The following is a 15,684-nucleotide window of genomic DNA, read 5'->3' as shown; positions in this document are numbered from 1 at the left end:
GCCCAATCTACCGCTCAACCCGCCGAAGGCGGGGCGGTGTCGATGAACGACTGGCGCTTCTCGATCTTTTCCTGGAACGCGGCGAGGTTCGGGTACTGCTCGCGCCAGGCGATGTCCGGGAAACGGAAATCCAGATAGGCCAGCGCGCAGCCCACGGCCACATCGGCCAGGGTGAAATGGATGCCGGTGCACCACGGGCGGTCGCCCAGGCCGGAAGACATCGCGCCCAGTGCGGCGTCGATCTTGGTCCGCTGGCGCTTGACCCATGATTCGCTGCGCTGGCCCTCTTCGCGCTGGGTGGTTTCCAGGCGGACCAGCAGCGCGGCGTCGAGCAGGCCATCGGCCAGGGCTTCCCAGCAGCGCACTTCGAGGCGCTCGCGGCTGCCTTGCGGAATCAGGCGGCCGACTGGCGACAGCGTATCGGCGTATTCGGCGATCACGCGCGAATCGAAGACCGCGCCGCCATCCTCCATGACCAGGCAGGGCACCTTGCCGAGCGGGTTGAACTGGCCGATGATGGTCGCGGGCGACCAGACGTTCTCCTCGATCATCTGGTAGTCGACCTTCTTTTCCGCCAGCACGACGCGCACCTTGCGCGCGTACGGGCTGGTGTGGGACGCATACAGCTTCATGTTCTCCCCTTGAGCTTGTTATGAAGTGCATCGGCGCTCTGTGGCTGCCATGGCGCCCTGGCGGGCGGCATGTCGATGGACTTCATAACAGGCTACTGGAACGGCGAGCGCGAGTATACCCGCGCCGGCCCGCGGATGCCGTGTCAATGCGGCGCTTCGCACGCTCTGTGTCGCCTGACCCATGGCGCGCCGCACAGGCGCGGTGGGCGATGGTAAAATCCCGCGTTGCGCGATGCCGGCCAGCCCTTTGTGGCGTGCCGGCGGCAGGTCCGATGGCGCGCCCGGCGGCTCGCCCCGTGCGGCGCATCGGTCGCTTGAAGCCGCCCGCCTCGCCAGTCTTCGCATGGTTACCGCGCCCCCGCGGAAACCCGTCTTCCCTCTTTCTCCCGGTTGCCAGCATGTCCACCCCATCCCTTTCGCCGCTCACCGCACTGTCTCCCATCGATGGCCGTTATGCCGCCAAGGCCGACGCGCTGCGCGAGTGGCTCTCCGAGGCGGCCTTCATGCGTAATCGCGTGAAGGTCGAGGTCAACTGGCTGATCGCCCTGGCCCAGGCCGGCCTGCCGGACGTGCCGAAGTTCTCGGCCGATTCCGAGGCGAAGCTGCAGGCACTGGTGGAGAACTTCACCGAAGCCGACGCCGCCCGCATCAAGGACATCGAGGCCGTGACCAACCACGACGTCAAGGCCGTGGAGTACTGGCTCAAGGAACAGGTCAAGGGCAACGCCGAGCTGGAGGCCGCGAGCGAGTTCATCCACTTCGCCTGCACCTCGGAAGACATCAACAACACCTCGCACGGCATGATGCTCAAGGGCGCCCGTGACGGCGTGCTGGTGCCCACGCTCCAGCGCGTGCAGGCCCGCCTGGTGGAACTGGCCAAGGCCAACGCTACCCAGCCGATGCTGTCGCGCACGCACGGCCAGCCGGCCAGCCCGACCACGCTGGGCAAGGAAATGGCCAACGTGGCCGCCCGCCTGGCGCGCGCCATCGAGCGCATCCAGCGCGTGGAACTGCTCGGCAAGATGAATGGCGCGGTGGGTAACTACAACGCCCACCTGTCGGCCTACCCGACGTTCGACTGGGAAGCGTTCTCGAAGCAGGTGATCGAGTCGCGCCTGGGCCTGAGCTTTAACCCGTACACCATCCAGATCGAGCCGCACGACTACATGGCCGAGCTGTTCGACGCCATCGCGCGCGCCAACACGATCCTGCTGGACCTGAACCGGGACGTGTGGGGCTATATCTCGCTGGGCTACTTCAAGCAGCGGACCAAGGCCGGCGAGATCGGCTCGTCGACGATGCCGCACAAGGTCAATCCGATCGACTTCGAGAACTCGGAAGGCAACCTCGGCCTGGCCAACGCCGTGCTGCGCCACCTTTCGGAAAAGCTGCCGGTTTCGCGCTGGCAGCGTGACCTGACGGACTCCACCGTGCTGCGCAACATGGGCGTGGCGTTCGGCTACAGCCTGCTGGCCTACGAGGCCTGCCTGCGCGGCCTGGGCAAGCTGGAAACCAATCCGGAACGCCTGAACGAAGACCTCGACAACTGCTGGGAAGTGCTGGCCGAGCCGGTGCAGACCGTGATGCGCCGCTTTGGCGTGCCGAACCCGTACGAACAGCTCAAGGAGCTGACGCGCGGCAAGGGCATCTCGCGCGAGGCGCTGCAGACCTTCGTGTCGGGCCTGGCGATTCCGGACGATGCCAAGCAACTGCTGCTGGACATGACGCCGGCCAGCTACATCGGCAAGGCCGTGGAACTGGCGAACAAGATCTGACGACGCAGGCGGACCCGGAAGGGGTCTGAATCGACGGGAAAGAAGGGCTGGCGTTGCGCTGGCCCTTTTTTTCGCCCCTGCGGCAATGCGTCACATCAAATCATTTGAACGACTTCATGAAGTTCCGCATCTCATAGCGCACGGACGAATGCCAATAATGCGAGAATTCCTGCCAGCAGGGTAGGGCGACACAAGCCCCCGCTGGCCGATGGCCGGTCCGGACGATCGCTATAAGAAAAATCGAAGGGATTCACAGACATGACTTCATACGGGGTGCACAGCGTCGCGCGCAGTCGCGGCGGCAATGGTGCCAATGGCTACACGGCGACCGCTATCGGCCTGCACTGGCTGATCGCGTTCGGCATTTTCGCGGCGTTCGGGCTGGGCCTGTACATGACCGGCATTCCGGGCCTGACGCCGACCAAGCTCAAGCTCTTCTCGTGGCATAAATGGCTCGGCGTGACGATCTTCGCCGTGGCCGTGCTGCGCGTGCTGTGGCGCGCTACCCACGCCGCACCGCCCGTGGCGGCCGGCACGCCGGCCTGGCAGGCCCGCGCCGCCGCCGCCGCGCACCATCTGCTGTATGTGCTGATTATCGTGGTGCCGCTGACCGGCTACTTCTATAGCCTATCGGCCGGCGTGCCGGTGGTCTACCTGGGTCTCTGGAAGATGCCGGTACTGATCGAGGCCAATACCACGCTCAAGCCGATCCTGCAGGCCGCCCACGCCTGGCTCAACTACCTGATGGCAGGTATCGTGCTGCTGCACGCGGCCGCCGCCATCAAGCACCAGGTGATCGACCGCGACGGCACGCTCGCCCGGATGATTCCGTTCCTGCGCTGAATGACATCGTATTTTCCTGAGAGGAGTGCACCGATGAAACGCATGACCCGTCCTGGCGCCATCGTCGTGGCCGCCGCGCTGGCCACGGCCGGCCTTGCCGCCAACCTGGCCTGGGCGCAGATCGACACAGCCAAGAGCACCGTCACCGCCACGGCGCGGCAGATCGGCGTGCCGATGGAAGGCAAGTTCAAGAAATTCGACGCAACGGTCGATTTCGACCCGGCCAAGCTGGCCACGTCGTCCGCCAAGGTGGAAATCGACGTGTCGAGCTTCGAGATCGGCGATGCCGAGACCACCAAGGAGGTCAAGGGCAAGGACTGGTTCGACGCTGCCAAGTATCCCAAGGCCGTGTTCCAGTCCACCGCCATCAAGGCCGGCGCGGCGGGCAAGTACGATGTGACTGGCAAGCTGACCATCAAGGGCAAGACCCTGGACGTGGTGGTGCCTGCCACGTACAAGCAGGACGCGGCAGGGCAGGTGTTCGACGGTGTGCTGCCGATCAAGCGCACCGTGTTCAATATCGGCGACGGCGAATGGAAGGACACTTCCGTGGTGGCCGACGACGTGCAGATCAAGTTCCACATCGTAACCCCGGCGAAGAAGGGCTGAGGCAGGCCGCGTGCCCGCCCATCGATTTCCTCGCTGTATTTCGACTTTCCTCTCCAACCTTTTGACGGGAGACCTAGACATGAAGATGCGCACCCTGTTCGCGGCTGTTGCCGCTGCCTCCGCCACGCTGGCCGCCGGCGCCGCCATGGCCAATGCCGTGACCTACAACGTGGACCCGACCCACACCTACCCGAGCTTCGAGGCCGACCACCTGGGTGGCCTGTCCAACTGGCGCGGCAAGTTCGACAAGTCGACCGGCGTGGTCACGCTGGACCGCGCGGCCAAGGCCGGCACGGTCGAGATCAAGATCGACCCGTCGTCGATCGACTTCGGCAACGCCAAGCTGAACGAGCATGCCAAGGGCCCGGAAATGTTCGACGTGCAGGCCTTCCCGGAAGCCACGTACAAGGGCAAGTTCTCGAAGTTCAAGGGCGACGTGCCGACCGAAGTGGATGGCGTGCTGACGCTGCGCGGCGTGTCCAAGCCGGTGAAGCTGGAAATCCGCCAGTTCAAGTGCATCGAACACCCGATGCTCAAGCGCGAGGCATGCGGCGCCGATGCGGTGGGCCAGTTCAACCGCGCGGACTTCGGCATCGACTACGGCGCGAAGTACGGTTTCAAACAGGACGTCAAGCTGGCGATCCAGGTGGAAGCCGTCAAGGCGGACTAAGTCAGGCGTTTGTTACAAGACGCGAAGGGCCGGCAACACGCCGGCCCTTTTTTTCGTTCCTGCCGATACCCCTCTTCATGGCGCGGAAGCAATGTTGTATGGTTTCCGACAGCCACAGTACAATGGCTCGCCGCAGTCCCACCTTCGGGGGCGCCGCGCCTGCCATTCCTGGCGTGCGTCTGCCCCATAACCGGTCACGCGCATTGTTATGAGTATTGGCTGCATTCCCTGATTCCGGTATCCCCGCCGCAAGCTTCTTGCCTGAGCTGTACCCGGCCGGCCCCTTCGGGTGCCCCGGCCCGCAGCGTTCCCTGGATTTCCCTGGCGCGATACCGTGTACTCCAAAACGCAAATCGATCCGGTAGTTAGCTTCCGCAACTCGCAGGGCGAGCAGGTGCGGGGCACGATCATCAATCTCCAGCGCAAGTCGCTGGTGATGGAAATCTACAATCCTTACTCGATCGTTCAGGTCAGCGAGGTGCTCAGTGAGCTGAGCGTGCGGATGGGGGCGAAGAACGCCTACCTCGGCAAGGCCGTGGTCATGAGCCTGGTGAATACCGGCCTGACCGCCGTGGTCTCCCTGACGCTGATCGACGAATGGCGCGAGCTGACCGACGTCAACGACGCACCGAAATCGGTCGCGCGCGAGGCCGAACTCTTCGTGCAGGACTGGGACACCCGTTTCAATATCCGCCGCGACTACCAGATCGTGGTCAACGAGATGCGCGCGTATCTCTCGGAGGTGTCGCGCTGGGTCGAGCAGGTGGACCTGACCGAGTCGCTGCCGAAGACCGAGGGGCGCCTGCGCGAGGACGTGTTCTACGAGCTGGCCGTGCCGCTGATGGGCAAGGTCAAGGTCTACCTGGACTGGCTCGAGGGCGAGGCCCAGCAGGTGGACCCCGAGATCGCCCCGGTGCACCGTACCTACGCCCAGGCGGCCCTGCACCCGCTGCTGCTGCGAGCCCCGTTCGTCTATCGGACATTTACGAAGCCGCTCGGCTATGCCGGCGACTACGAGATGGTCAACCAGATCCTGAGCGACCCGCAACAGGGGCCGACCACGTACTTCCAGATCGTCAACACGGCGTTTCTGAAGGCGGCGGTGGCCACCGCGCACCGCAACCGGATCGACCTGCTGGTCGATTACCTGACCCGCCAGGCCGAGCGCGCGCGCGCCGAAGGCCGGCCGTTCCGCGTGCTGAACGTGGGCTGCGGGCCGGCGTTCGAGATCCAGCGCTTCGTGCGCGAGTATCCGAATCCGGAACTGCTGTCGTTCCAGCTCGTGGATTTCAGCGAGGAAACGCTCGCTTACACGCGCAGTTCCATCGAGCGCTCGGCGGCTTCGGCCGGGCACAAGGTGTCCGTCGACATGGTCCACCAGTCGGTGCATGACCTGCTCAAGCGCCGCATCTCGCCCGACGACCCCACCACGCGTACGTTCGACGCCGTGTACTGCGCCGGGCTGTTCGACTACCTGTCGGACAAGGTCTGCGCGCGGCTGCTGACCTATTTCGCCTCGCGCACGCGCCCGGGCGGCAACCTGCTGGTTACGAATGTCCACTCCGACAACCCCGAGAAGTTCGGGATGGAGCACCTGCTGGAGTGGTACCTGATCTACCGCGACGAGGCCAGTATGGCCTCGCTGCTGCCGGAGAACTCGAATGCCCACCGACTCTATGTCGATGAAACCGGCGTCAATGTCTTCGCCGAAGCCGCTATCCAGTGACGCCGAGGCGGCGCCGTCCGCCCCGGCCGCGCGTGGCAACGAGCTGTACGCCGGCTACCAGTCCGAACTGGCCGACTTCCGCCTGGCGTTCAGCCGGGGCGGCGCCTACACGGCCATCGTACTGGTGCTGCTGGGCGTAGGGCTCGACTACGGCCAGTATCCGGACAAGCAGCTGCCATTCGCCGTGGCGCGGATCGTGGTGTCGCTGCTGATCGCCGGGGTGATCGTCGCGCTGTACAGCAACGCCGGCCGCCGCTTCGCGCCGTGGCTGACGATGTCGTGGCTGCTGCTGCCGCAGGTCATGATCGCGTGGATGATCTCGCAGACCGAAGGCGTGGAGTCGCCGTACTACGTGGGCCTGAACCTGGCGATCTTCGCCTCGGGTATCGCGCTGCCGTTCGGGCTCTGGCAGAACCTCGTCTTCGGCGTGCTCTCGTACCTGCTCTACGCCGCGGCGTGTTTGCTGCACTCGGGCGGCGTCGAGCCGATGGGCACTTTCATCGTCAATTCGCTGTTCCTGCTCTTTGCCGCGGCGGCCAGTGGCGTGTACACGTTCTTTAATGAACGGGCGCGCTTCATGCTGTTCCGCCTGAAGGCCGAAGTGGCTGACAAGAACACCGAACTCGAGGTCATCAACCGCAAGCTGGTCGATATCAAGGGCCAGATGCTCCAGCAGGAGAAGATGGCGGCCATCGGTACGCTGGCGGCGGGGTTGCTGCACGAAGTCAACAATCCGGTGAACTTCTGCCTGATGGCGATCGAGGTGGCCATGGAGGAACCGGTCACCAAGAACGAGCCGGGCCTCGAGGAATGCCTGGTCGATGCCAAGCAGGGCATGCAGCGCATCCAGCATATCGTCTCCGACCTGAAGACATTCGCCTACCGCAAGCCGGGGGCCGAGGTGGAGGGCACCCCGTTCCTGTTCGAGAAGGCGCTCGACTCATCGGTCCGGCTGACCGCGCACGAGTTGCGCGGCGTAAAGGTCACGCGCGAATTGCCCGACGATACGCTGGTGATGGGCGACGAAGCGGCCATTATCGGCGTGCTGATCAACCTTTTCTCGAATGCCGCGCTGGCCATGCGAAAGGCCGGTACGCAGCAGCCTGCCATCCACACCACGGTGAAGTGGACCGATGGGCGGATGCACGTGGCCGTACGCGACAACGGGCCGGGCATCGCGCCGGAGCATCTCGCGCGCGTGTTCGAGCCGTTCTTCACCACCCGCGAGGTGGGCCAGGGGCTTGGCCTCGGGCTGTCGATCAGCTACGCGGTTGTCGAGCGCCACGGCGGCGTGCTGTTTGCCGAGAGCGAACTGGGCCAGTGGGCCGCGTTCAGCTTCGACCTGCCGCGCGCGGAGTGAGGGGGCAATGAGCGATACCAGCCAGCCGCGCCCGACCGTGCTCTACGTCGATGACGAAGAGATGGCGTGCAAATACTTCGCGCGGGCCGTCGGCAACGAATATGAGGTGCTGTCGGCCACCAGCGCCGATGCCGCCATGGCGGTGCTGCACGCACATCACGCGCAGATTTCTATTCTAGTAACCGATTTCCGCATGCCGGGGCGTGATGGCGGTGATTTGCTGCGCCAGGTGGCGCAGGAATACCCGCATATCGTCCGCCTGCTCGTGACGGCCTATGCCGACAAGGACATGCTGCTGAAGACCGTGAACAGCGGCGAGGTCTTCCGCATCCTGGAAAAGCCGCTGGCCGTGGCCGAGATCCGCGACGTGCTGCGGCTGGCCGGCGAGCGCCACCGGGAACGCGCGGTCCGTCAGCAGCGCCTGATGGCCATCGACGAGACGCTGGCGTTCCTGGCCCATGAGCTGAACACCCCGCTGGCGGCCATCGCCAACTTCGCGCGCGGCATCGGCTCGCGCGTGGCGGGCGAGTACAGCCCGCAGCGCAACGCCGAGATCGGCCATGCTGCCGGTGCGATGCATGACAACGCCCAGTATTGCCTGGCAGTGCTGTCGTCGTTCCTGCAGTCCGTGCGCAGCAGCGCGGGCACGGTGGCGCCCAAGCCGGGTGTTGGGCAGGAGGTCAGCGCGGGCGCGCTGGTGGCATCGCTACTGGATACCTATCCTTTTGCCGATAACCAACGTGACTGGGTGCAAGTTGAGCTGCATGGCGATTTTCCGGTGCCGACGCTGCCGAATTGCGTGGCGCTGGTGCTGTCGTCCGTCATGAGCAACGCGCTGCGGGCGCTGGGCGACGTGCCCACGCCGGCGCTGCGCTTCGTGGTGGTGGCTGGCGAGCGCCCCGAGATCCGTATTGCTGACAATGGTCCCGGCATTCCCCCGGAAGTGATGGACCGGCTGCTTGTGGACCCGGTCACGACGCACGCGGCGGCCGGCGGCAGCGGCCTCGGCATGATTTTCTGCAACCGCGTGATGCAGTCGTTCGGCGGCGGCATCCGCATTGCGTCGGCAACCGGGGCCGGCACCACCGTTACCCTCGATTTCCCAAATTTCAAGAATCGTATGCACAGGAGTGATCGATGAGCGAACTGAATACTACGCAGGCACCCCCGGCGATTCTGTTCGTCGATGACGAGGCCACGGCCGTCAAATACTTCCAGCGCGCCATTGGCCAGCTGGCTCCGGTGGTAACCGGCGGCTCGGTGGAGGAGGGCAAGGCCCTGCTCGACGCCCATGCCGATAGCCTCGCCGTGCTGGTTTCGGACCAGCGCATGCCGGGCGAGTATGGCAATGAACTGCTGCGCTACGCGCGCGAGCGCTACCCGCACATTGTGCGCATCCTGACCACGGCCTATTCGGAACTGGACCAGACCGTGGAAGCGGTGAACCAGGGCCAGATCCATCGCTATATCAAGAAGCCGTGGGATATCACCGCGCTGCGCATGGAGCTGAAGCAGGCGCTGGAGCTGGCCGGGCTGCGCAAGGAGCGTGACCAATTGCTGCGCGAGAAGCTGTCGGTGCTGCAAAAGCAGACCGTGGCCACGCGCGTCGGCATGGTGCAGGCGTTGTGCGCGAGCCTGATCGGCCCGGGCCGCTTCCAGCCGGTGGAAACCTATCTCGCCGGCACCTCGCTGGCTGGCGCGCGCAACGCGGAACCTGACTGGCAACGCCTGGACTACGCCGATCTGGTCGGCGCGGAGAGCCAGCGCAGCGGCACGTTCGGCCACGCAGTGGGCAAGCGGCTCATCGAATTGCGAGGTCGTCTGGCCGGGAAGGGTGCCGCCGACGCGGTGGCGGTCCTCGCCGAAACGCTGGGCGACGGCGCCGTGCGGCGCGACGGCGATACTGTGACCTGGCTGGCCCCGTCGGCGCTCGGCGAGTTCGTTGGCAACCCGGTGGGCGAGGTGGTTTCGGCCGGGCACGCCGACTGGCTGGCCGTTCTGCTATGGATCGAGGAAGCCGGTGGCGCGCTGAAGTTGCAGCGCGAGGCCGATGCCATCTCGGCACGCGCCGGCGTGCGGACCGAGACGTTCGCTTCGGACCGCCTCGCGGTGTGGATCGAGCAGCTGTCGGACTAAGCCTGCGGCATAGCAACGAAAAAGGCGCCCTCGGGCGCCTTTTTCGTTTCCAGCGTGCCAGCAGCCGTCAGGCCTGCGCGCCGAAGTTCGGGTCGTTGCGGTCGTTGGTATCGCCGGGCTTCTTCTCGCCCTTGATCAGGTCCTCGCGCTTCACGCCCAGCCACATCGCCAGCGCCGCAGCCACGAACACCGACGAATAGATACCGAACAGGATACCCACCGTCAGGGCCAGCGCGAAGTAATGGAGCGTCGGGCCGCCGAAGAAGAACATCGACAGCACCATCATTTCGGTCGAACCGTGCGTGATGATGGTCCGCGACATCGTGCTGGTGATCGCGTTGTCGATGACCTCGTGCGTGGTCATCTTGCGGTACTTGCGGAAGTTCTCGCGAATCCGGTCGAAGATCACGACCGACTCGTTGACCGAGTAACCCAGCACCGCCAGCACCGCCGCGAGCACCGACAGCGAGAATTCCCACTGGAAGAACGCGAAGAAGCCCAGGATGATCACGATGTCGTGCAGGTTGGCGATGATGCCCGCCACCGCGAACTTCCACTCGAAGCGGAACGACAGGTAGATCACGATGCCGGCCACCACGCACAGCAGCGCCAGCAGGCCATCCGTGGCCAGTTCCTTGCCCACCTGCGGGCCGACGAACTCCACGCGCTGGAGCTTCACGTCCGGCGTGGCGGCCTGCAGCGCGCCCATGACCTGCTCGCTCTGCTGGGCCGAGGTCACCGGCTTGCCGTCCGGACCCTTCTGCAGCGGCAGACGGATCATGATGTCGCGCGAGGTGCCAAAGTTCTGCACCTGCACGTCGGTGTAGCCGAGCTTGCCGACCTGTCCCCGAATCTTCTCAAGGTCGGCCGCCTGCGAGTAGGTCACCTCCATCACCGTACCGCCGGTGAACTCGATCGACAGGTGCAGGCCCTTCTGCCAGAGGAAGAAGACAGCCGCGGCAAACGTCAGGAAGGAAATCACGTTGAAGACCAACGCGTGCTTCATGAACGGAATGTCGCGCTTGATGCGGAAAAATTCCATGATGTTGTCCTGATGTGTCCGTGCTTACTTGGCGACCGGCGTTTCGGTGTCCGGCTTCCAGATCTGGCCGATGGCCACGCTCTGGAGCTTCTTCTTGCGGCCGTACCAGAGGTTGACCAGGCCGCGGTTGAAGAACACCGCCGAGAACATCGAGGTCAGGATGCCCAGGCAGTGCACCACCGCGAAGCCGCGCACCGGGCCCGAACCGAAGGCCAGCAGCGCGAGGCCGGCGATCAGGGTGGTCACGTTGGAGTCCAGGATGGTGGCCCACGCGCGGTCGAAACCGACCGCGATGGCCATCTGCGGCGAGGCCCCCGAGCGCAGCTCCTCGCGGATACGCTCGTTGATCAGCACGTTGGCGTCGATGGCCATGCCCAGCACCAGCGCGATAGCGGCGATGCCCGGCAGCGTCAGCGTAGCCTGCAGCATCGACAGCACGGCAATCAGCAGCAGCAGGTTCACGCCCAGCGCGGCCACCGAGAACATGCCGAACAGCATGTAGTACAGCACCATGAACACGGCGATGGCGCCGAAGCCATAAGCCACGGAGTCGAAGCCCTTCTGGATGTTGTCCGCGCCCAGCGACGGGCCGATCGTGCGTTCCTCGATGATGTCCATCGGAGCCGCCAGCGAGCCGGCGCGCAGCAGCAGCGCCAGGTCATTGGCCGCCTCGGTCGAGTACGAGCCCGTGATCTGGAAGCTCGAACCCAGTTCCGACTGGATCGTCGCCACGGTCAGGACTTCACCTTTGCCCTTCTCGAACAGCACGATGCCCATCGGCTTGCCGATGTTCTCGCGCGACACGTCACGCAGCACGCGGCCGCCCTGGGCGTCGAGCTTGATGTTGACGGACGGGCGCTGGTTCTGGTCGAAGCCGGCCGAGGCGGATTCGATGCGGTCGCCGGTGAAAATCACCTGCTTCTTGAGGACCACCGGCGCGCCGTTGCCCTGGGTGAACAGCTCGCTGCCGAACGGCACCGGGTCGCCCGGACGCGGGTTGCGCGGCGCGTCGTTGTCGGCCAGGCGGGCCTCCAGCGTGGCCGTGCGGCCGATGATGTCCTTGGCCTTGGCGGTGTCCTGCACGCCGGGCAGCTGCACCACGATGCGGTCCGCGCCCTGTTGCTGGATCACCGGCTCGGCCACGCCGAGTTCGTTCACGCGGTTGTGCAGCGTGGTGATGTTCTGCTTGACGGCGGCGTCCTGCACGGCCTTGCGGGCTGCGTCGGTGAACGTGCCGACCACGTTGTTGCCGTCCATCGTGAACGACAGTTCCCGCAGGCTGTCGGCCAGCACGGCGCGCGCGCGGTCGCCATCGGCGGCGCTGCCGAAGCGCACGATCAGGCGGGCGCCATCGCGGTCGATGCCGCCATGGCGGATGTTCTTGTCACGGAGCAGGGTGCGGGCATCGCCGGACAGGCTGTCCAGCTTCTTGTCCACCGCGCCCTTCATGTCCACCTGGAGCAGGAAGTGCACGCCACCGCGCAAATCCAGGCCCAGGTACATTGGCAGCGCGTGCATCGCGGTCAGCCAGCGCGGCGAACCGGACAGCAGGTTCAGCGCCACCACGTAGGTCGGGTCGGCCGGATCCGGGTTCAGCGCCCGGGTCAGCGCATCCTTGGCCTTGAGCTGCTCGTCCGTGGTGCGGAAACGCGCCTTGACCGAGCCGGACTGGCCGGACACGTCGAAGAACACGCCGTCAGGCTGGAGCTGACTCTGCGCCAGCACCTCCTCCACGCGCTTCTGCATGGACAGGTCGACCTTGACGGTGGCCTTGGCGGACGAGACCTGCACGGCCGGGGCCTCGCCGAAGAAGTTCGGCAGGGTGTAGATGATGCCGATGGCCAGGGCCACCAGGATCACGATGTACTTCCAAAGCGGATAACGATTCATCTCTGGCCAGTCATTGCGGTTGGCGTGGCCGACGGGCGCGCGGGGGGCGCGCCGATCCGGCCGGACCGGTTGGCAAACAGCCGCCTGGCAGCCCTGGCCGGGTCTGGTATGGACCCGCGGGCTGGTTCAGGCGGCTGCTGGGGCATGCGCACGGCAAGATGAACAGCCGTGCTGACGAACATGCCGGGAAAATCAGGCGGGTTCAGGCGCCGCATGCGTGGCGCCCGGCGGGCCCGGTCAGAGCGACTTCAGCGAGCCCTTCGGCAGCACCGTGGTCACGGCATTCTTCTGCACGGTGACTTCGGTGCCTTCGGAGATTTCCACTACCACGTATTGCTCGTTGACCTTGACCACGCGGCCCAGGATGCCGCCGGCGGTGACGACTTCGTCATTCTTGGCCAGCGCTTCCATCATCGCCTTGGCTTCCTTCTGGCGCTTCATTTGCGGGCGGATCATGATGAACCACAGCACCGCAAACATCAGGATGATGGGCAGGAAGCTCATCAGGCCACCCGCCGCGCCACCGGCGCTGGCAGTCTGGGCAAAAGCGTTGGAAATCAGCACGTTACTTCTCCGTCACAAAGGTCAATCAGGGAATCGGGCATTCTATCACCCGTGTTTGTCCCGCCAGAGCATTCTAGGTTCGAATTGCGGGTTTGTTCGGGGTGATTTGCACGTCCTTTTCCAGACGTTGCAGACACCCGCCAACATTCGACCATGCCACCGCCCGAAGTTCATTCGGTTGTCTGGTTTTCAGAACATTCTCAAGCGGCGCCTACTTGGTCCCGCGCGCGCGGTGCTCGGCGAACTGGCGCCGGAACGGCTCGAAGCGGTGCTCCTCGATAGCCGTGCGCATCTCGCGCATCAGTTCCAGGTAGTAATAGAGGTTGTGGATCGTGTTCAGGCGCGCGCCGAGGATTTCGCCCACGCGGTGCAGGTGGTGCAGGTAGGCGCGCGAGAAATTGCGGCAGGTGTAGCAGCCGCAGGTCTCGTCCAGCGGGCGCGGGTCGTTGCGGTGGGCCGCGTTGCGGATCTTCACGTCGCCAAAGCGCGTGAACAGCCAGCCGTTGCGGGCGTTGCGGGTCGGCATCACGCAGTCGAACATGTCCACGCCCGAGGCCACGCCGGCCACCAGGTCTTCCGGCGTGCCCACGCCCATCAGGTAGTGCGGCTTGTTGGCCGGCAGGCGGGGGCCCACGTGCTCCAGCACGCGCATCATGTCTTCCTTGGGCTCGCCCACGGACAGCCCGCCGATGGCGTAGCCGTGGAAGTCCAACTCGGACAGCCCGGCCAGCGACTCGTCGCGCAGATCCTCGAACATGCCGCCCTGGACGATGCCGAACAGCGCGTTCGGGTTGTCCAGCCGCTCGAACTCGTCGCGCGAGCGCTTGGCCCAGCGCAGGCTCATGCGCATCGAGCGCGCGGCCTCGTCGTGCGTGGCGGGGCGGCCATCGATCTCATAAGGCGTGCACTCATCGAACTGCATGACGATGTCCGAGTTCAGCGTGCGCTGGATCTGCATCGAGATCTCGGGCGACAGGAACAGCTTGTCGCCATTCACCGGCGACGCGAACGTGACCCCATCTTCGGTGATCTTGCGTAGTTCTCCGAGTGAAAACACCTGAAAACCGCCTGAATCGGTCAGGATGGGCTTGTCCCAGCCGACAAAGCGATGCAGGCCCTCATGCGCCTCCACCACGTCCAGCCCGGGGCGCAGCCACAGGTGGAAGGTGTTGCCGAGGATGATCTGCGCGCCGATCTCGTTCAGTTCGAGCGGCGACATGGCCTTGACCGAGCCATAGGTGCCCACGGGCATGAAGATGGGCGTCTCCACGACGCCGTGGTTCAGGGTGACGCGGCCGCGGCGGGCGTTGCCATCGGTGGTCAGCAGTTCGAAATCGAGCATTTGGCGGGTCTCAGGTCAGTCCAGGCGGGTCAACAGCATGGCGTCGCCGTAGCTGAAGAAGCGGTAGCGTTGATCCACGGCGTGGCGATAGGTGGCGCGGATGGCCTCCACGCCGGCCAGCGCCGAGACCAGCATCAGCAGCGTGGACTTGGGCAGGTGGAAGTTGGTGATCAGGGCATCGACCAGCCGGAAGCGGTACCCCGGCGTGATGAAGATGTCGGTGTCGCCGCTGTGCGGGGCCAGCGTGCCGTCCGCCGCCGCGGCGGATTCGAGCGCGCGCAGCGAGGTGGTGCCCACGGCGATCACCCGGCCGCCGCGCGCGCGGGTCTCGCGTACCGCCTCGGCCAGTTCGGGCGTGATGGCGTACCACTCCGCGTGCATCTTGTGTTCGGCGAGGTTCTCCGTCCGCACCGGCTGGAACGTGCCGGCGCCCACGTGCAGCGTCAGGAACGCGCGGCGCACGCCCTTGGCATCGAGCCGCGCGAACAGCGCGTCGTCGAAATGGAGCCCGGCCGTCGGCGCCGCCACGGCGCCCGGGTTGCGGGCATAGACGGTCTGGTAACGGGTTTCGTCGTAGGCGTCGGGATCGTGCGTGATGTAGGGCGGCAGCGGCAGGCGGCCGTATTGCTCGATCAGGTCCAGCGCGGGCGCGGGAAAGCGCAGCGTGAAGAACTGGTCGACGCGCGGCCCCACCGTCACGGCGAAGGCATCGTCGGCCAAGTGCAGTTGGCTGCCCTCAACGGGCGTTTTCGACGCGCGCACCTGCGCCAGCACCGTATGGCTGTCGACCACGCGCTCCACCAGCACCTCTACCCGGCCGCCGCTCGGCTTCTGGCCGAAGAAGCGCGCCTTGATCACGCGGGTGTCGTTGAAGACCAGCAGGTCGTTGGGACCGAGGTAGTCCAGCATGTCGCTGAACGCGCGGTCGACCAGACGCACGGCGTCGGCACGGTCTTCCGGCGCGGTCCGCTCCACCACGAGCAGGCGGCTGGCGCTGCGGTCGGGCAGGGCGGATTGCGCGATCAGCTCGGGCGGCAGGGGAAAATCGAAGTCGGATAGCGTCAACATTGCTTCAGAATAGCGGGCACGGCAAGC

The 15,684-nt window shown here is 65.4% G+C and carries 14 protein-coding genes; 8 read left to right on the top strand and 6 right to left on the bottom strand.

Features of this window, described 5'->3' with window-relative positions; all coding sequences use genetic code 11:
- Positions 1-14: 14 nt before the first annotated feature.
- The gene (locus tag AC1EJR_RS15515; protein ID WP_092298827.1) at positions 15-632 is read right to left on the bottom strand and encodes a glutathione S-transferase C-terminal domain-containing protein; all 618 of its coding nucleotides are present in this window, start codon (positions 630-632) and stop codon (positions 15-17) included.
- A 398-nt stretch (positions 633-1,030) separates the two neighbouring features.
- Between AC1EJR_RS15515 and purB the strand changes: the two genes are divergently transcribed.
- The 8 genes from purB to AC1EJR_RS15475 all read left to right on the top strand — a co-directional run bounded on the left by purB (position 1,031) and on the right by AC1EJR_RS15475 (position 9,751).
- A complete protein-coding gene (gene purB, locus AC1EJR_RS15510) occupies positions 1,031-2,407 on the top strand; it encodes an adenylosuccinate lyase (protein ID WP_092298830.1) in 1,377 nt (458 codons plus the stop codon).
- A gap of 258 nt (positions 2,408-2,665) precedes the next feature.
- Positions 2,666-3,250 (top strand): cytochrome b, encoded by a 585-nt coding sequence (locus AC1EJR_RS15505; RefSeq protein WP_441592270.1) that lies wholly within the window; start codon positions 2,666-2,668, stop codon positions 3,248-3,250.
- A 33-nt stretch (positions 3,251-3,283) separates the two neighbouring features.
- Complete coding sequence (locus tag AC1EJR_RS15500; RefSeq protein ID WP_092298836.1) at positions 3,284-3,859, top strand: YceI family protein; 576 nt, start codon at positions 3,284-3,286, stop codon at positions 3,857-3,859.
- A gap of 79 nt (positions 3,860-3,938) precedes the next feature.
- Positions 3,939-4,529: a YceI family protein gene (locus AC1EJR_RS15495; protein WP_092298839.1), complete on the top strand. Its 591-nt coding sequence runs from the start codon at positions 3,939-3,941 to the stop codon at positions 4,527-4,529.
- Between the two features lie 334 nt (positions 4,530-4,863).
- A complete protein-coding gene (locus AC1EJR_RS15490; RefSeq protein WP_092298842.1) occupies positions 4,864-6,255 on the top strand; it encodes a class I SAM-dependent methyltransferase in 1,392 nt (463 codons plus the stop codon).
- Positions 6,227-7,615, top strand: a complete 1,389-nt coding sequence (locus AC1EJR_RS15485) for a sensor histidine kinase (protein ID WP_255370932.1) — start codon at positions 6,227-6,229, stop codon at positions 7,613-7,615. The genes AC1EJR_RS15490 and AC1EJR_RS15485 overlap by 29 nt, the downstream gene beginning before the upstream one ends.
- A gap of 7 nt (positions 7,616-7,622) precedes the next feature.
- A complete protein-coding gene (locus AC1EJR_RS15480; RefSeq protein WP_092298845.1) occupies positions 7,623-8,756 on the top strand; it encodes a hybrid sensor histidine kinase/response regulator in 1,134 nt (377 codons plus the stop codon).
- Positions 8,753-9,751, top strand: a complete 999-nt coding sequence (locus AC1EJR_RS15475) for a response regulator (protein WP_092298848.1) — start codon at positions 8,753-8,755, stop codon at positions 9,749-9,751. Before AC1EJR_RS15480 ends, AC1EJR_RS15475 begins: the two co-directional genes overlap by 4 nt.
- A 67-nt stretch (positions 9,752-9,818) precedes the next feature.
- Here the strand turns inward: AC1EJR_RS15475 and secF are convergent, their stop codons facing one another.
- From secF to queA, 5 genes are all read right to left on the bottom strand, one after another.
- A complete protein-coding gene (gene secF / locus AC1EJR_RS15470) occupies positions 9,819-10,793 on the bottom strand; it encodes a protein translocase subunit SecF (protein WP_092298851.1) in 975 nt (324 codons plus the stop codon).
- A 24-nt stretch (positions 10,794-10,817) separates the two neighbouring features.
- Positions 10,818-12,683, bottom strand: a complete 1,866-nt coding sequence (gene secD / locus AC1EJR_RS15465; protein WP_092298854.1) for a protein translocase subunit SecD — start codon at positions 12,681-12,683, stop codon at positions 10,818-10,820.
- A 237-nt stretch (positions 12,684-12,920) separates the two neighbouring features.
- On the bottom strand, positions 12,921-13,247 hold the full coding sequence (yajC, locus tag AC1EJR_RS15460) for a preprotein translocase subunit YajC (protein WP_092298857.1): 327 nt from the start codon (positions 13,245-13,247) through the stop codon (positions 12,921-12,923).
- A 211-nt stretch (positions 13,248-13,458) separates the two neighbouring features.
- Complete coding sequence (tgt, locus tag AC1EJR_RS15455; RefSeq protein WP_092298860.1) at positions 13,459-14,589, bottom strand: tRNA guanosine(34) transglycosylase Tgt; 1,131 nt, start codon at positions 14,587-14,589, stop codon at positions 13,459-13,461.
- Between the two features lie 15 nt (positions 14,590-14,604).
- Positions 14,605-15,657 (bottom strand): tRNA preQ1(34) S-adenosylmethionine ribosyltransferase-isomerase QueA, encoded by a 1,053-nt coding sequence (gene queA, locus AC1EJR_RS15450; RefSeq protein WP_477113374.1) that lies wholly within the window; start codon positions 15,655-15,657, stop codon positions 14,605-14,607.
- Positions 15,658-15,684 lie beyond the last annotated feature (27 nt).

It is taken from the genome of Cupriavidus sp. 05T42, from assembly GCF_056396345.1.
The sequence above is the reverse complement of the archived record's forward strand: the minus strand, read 5'-3'. Positions and strand labels throughout refer to the sequence as shown.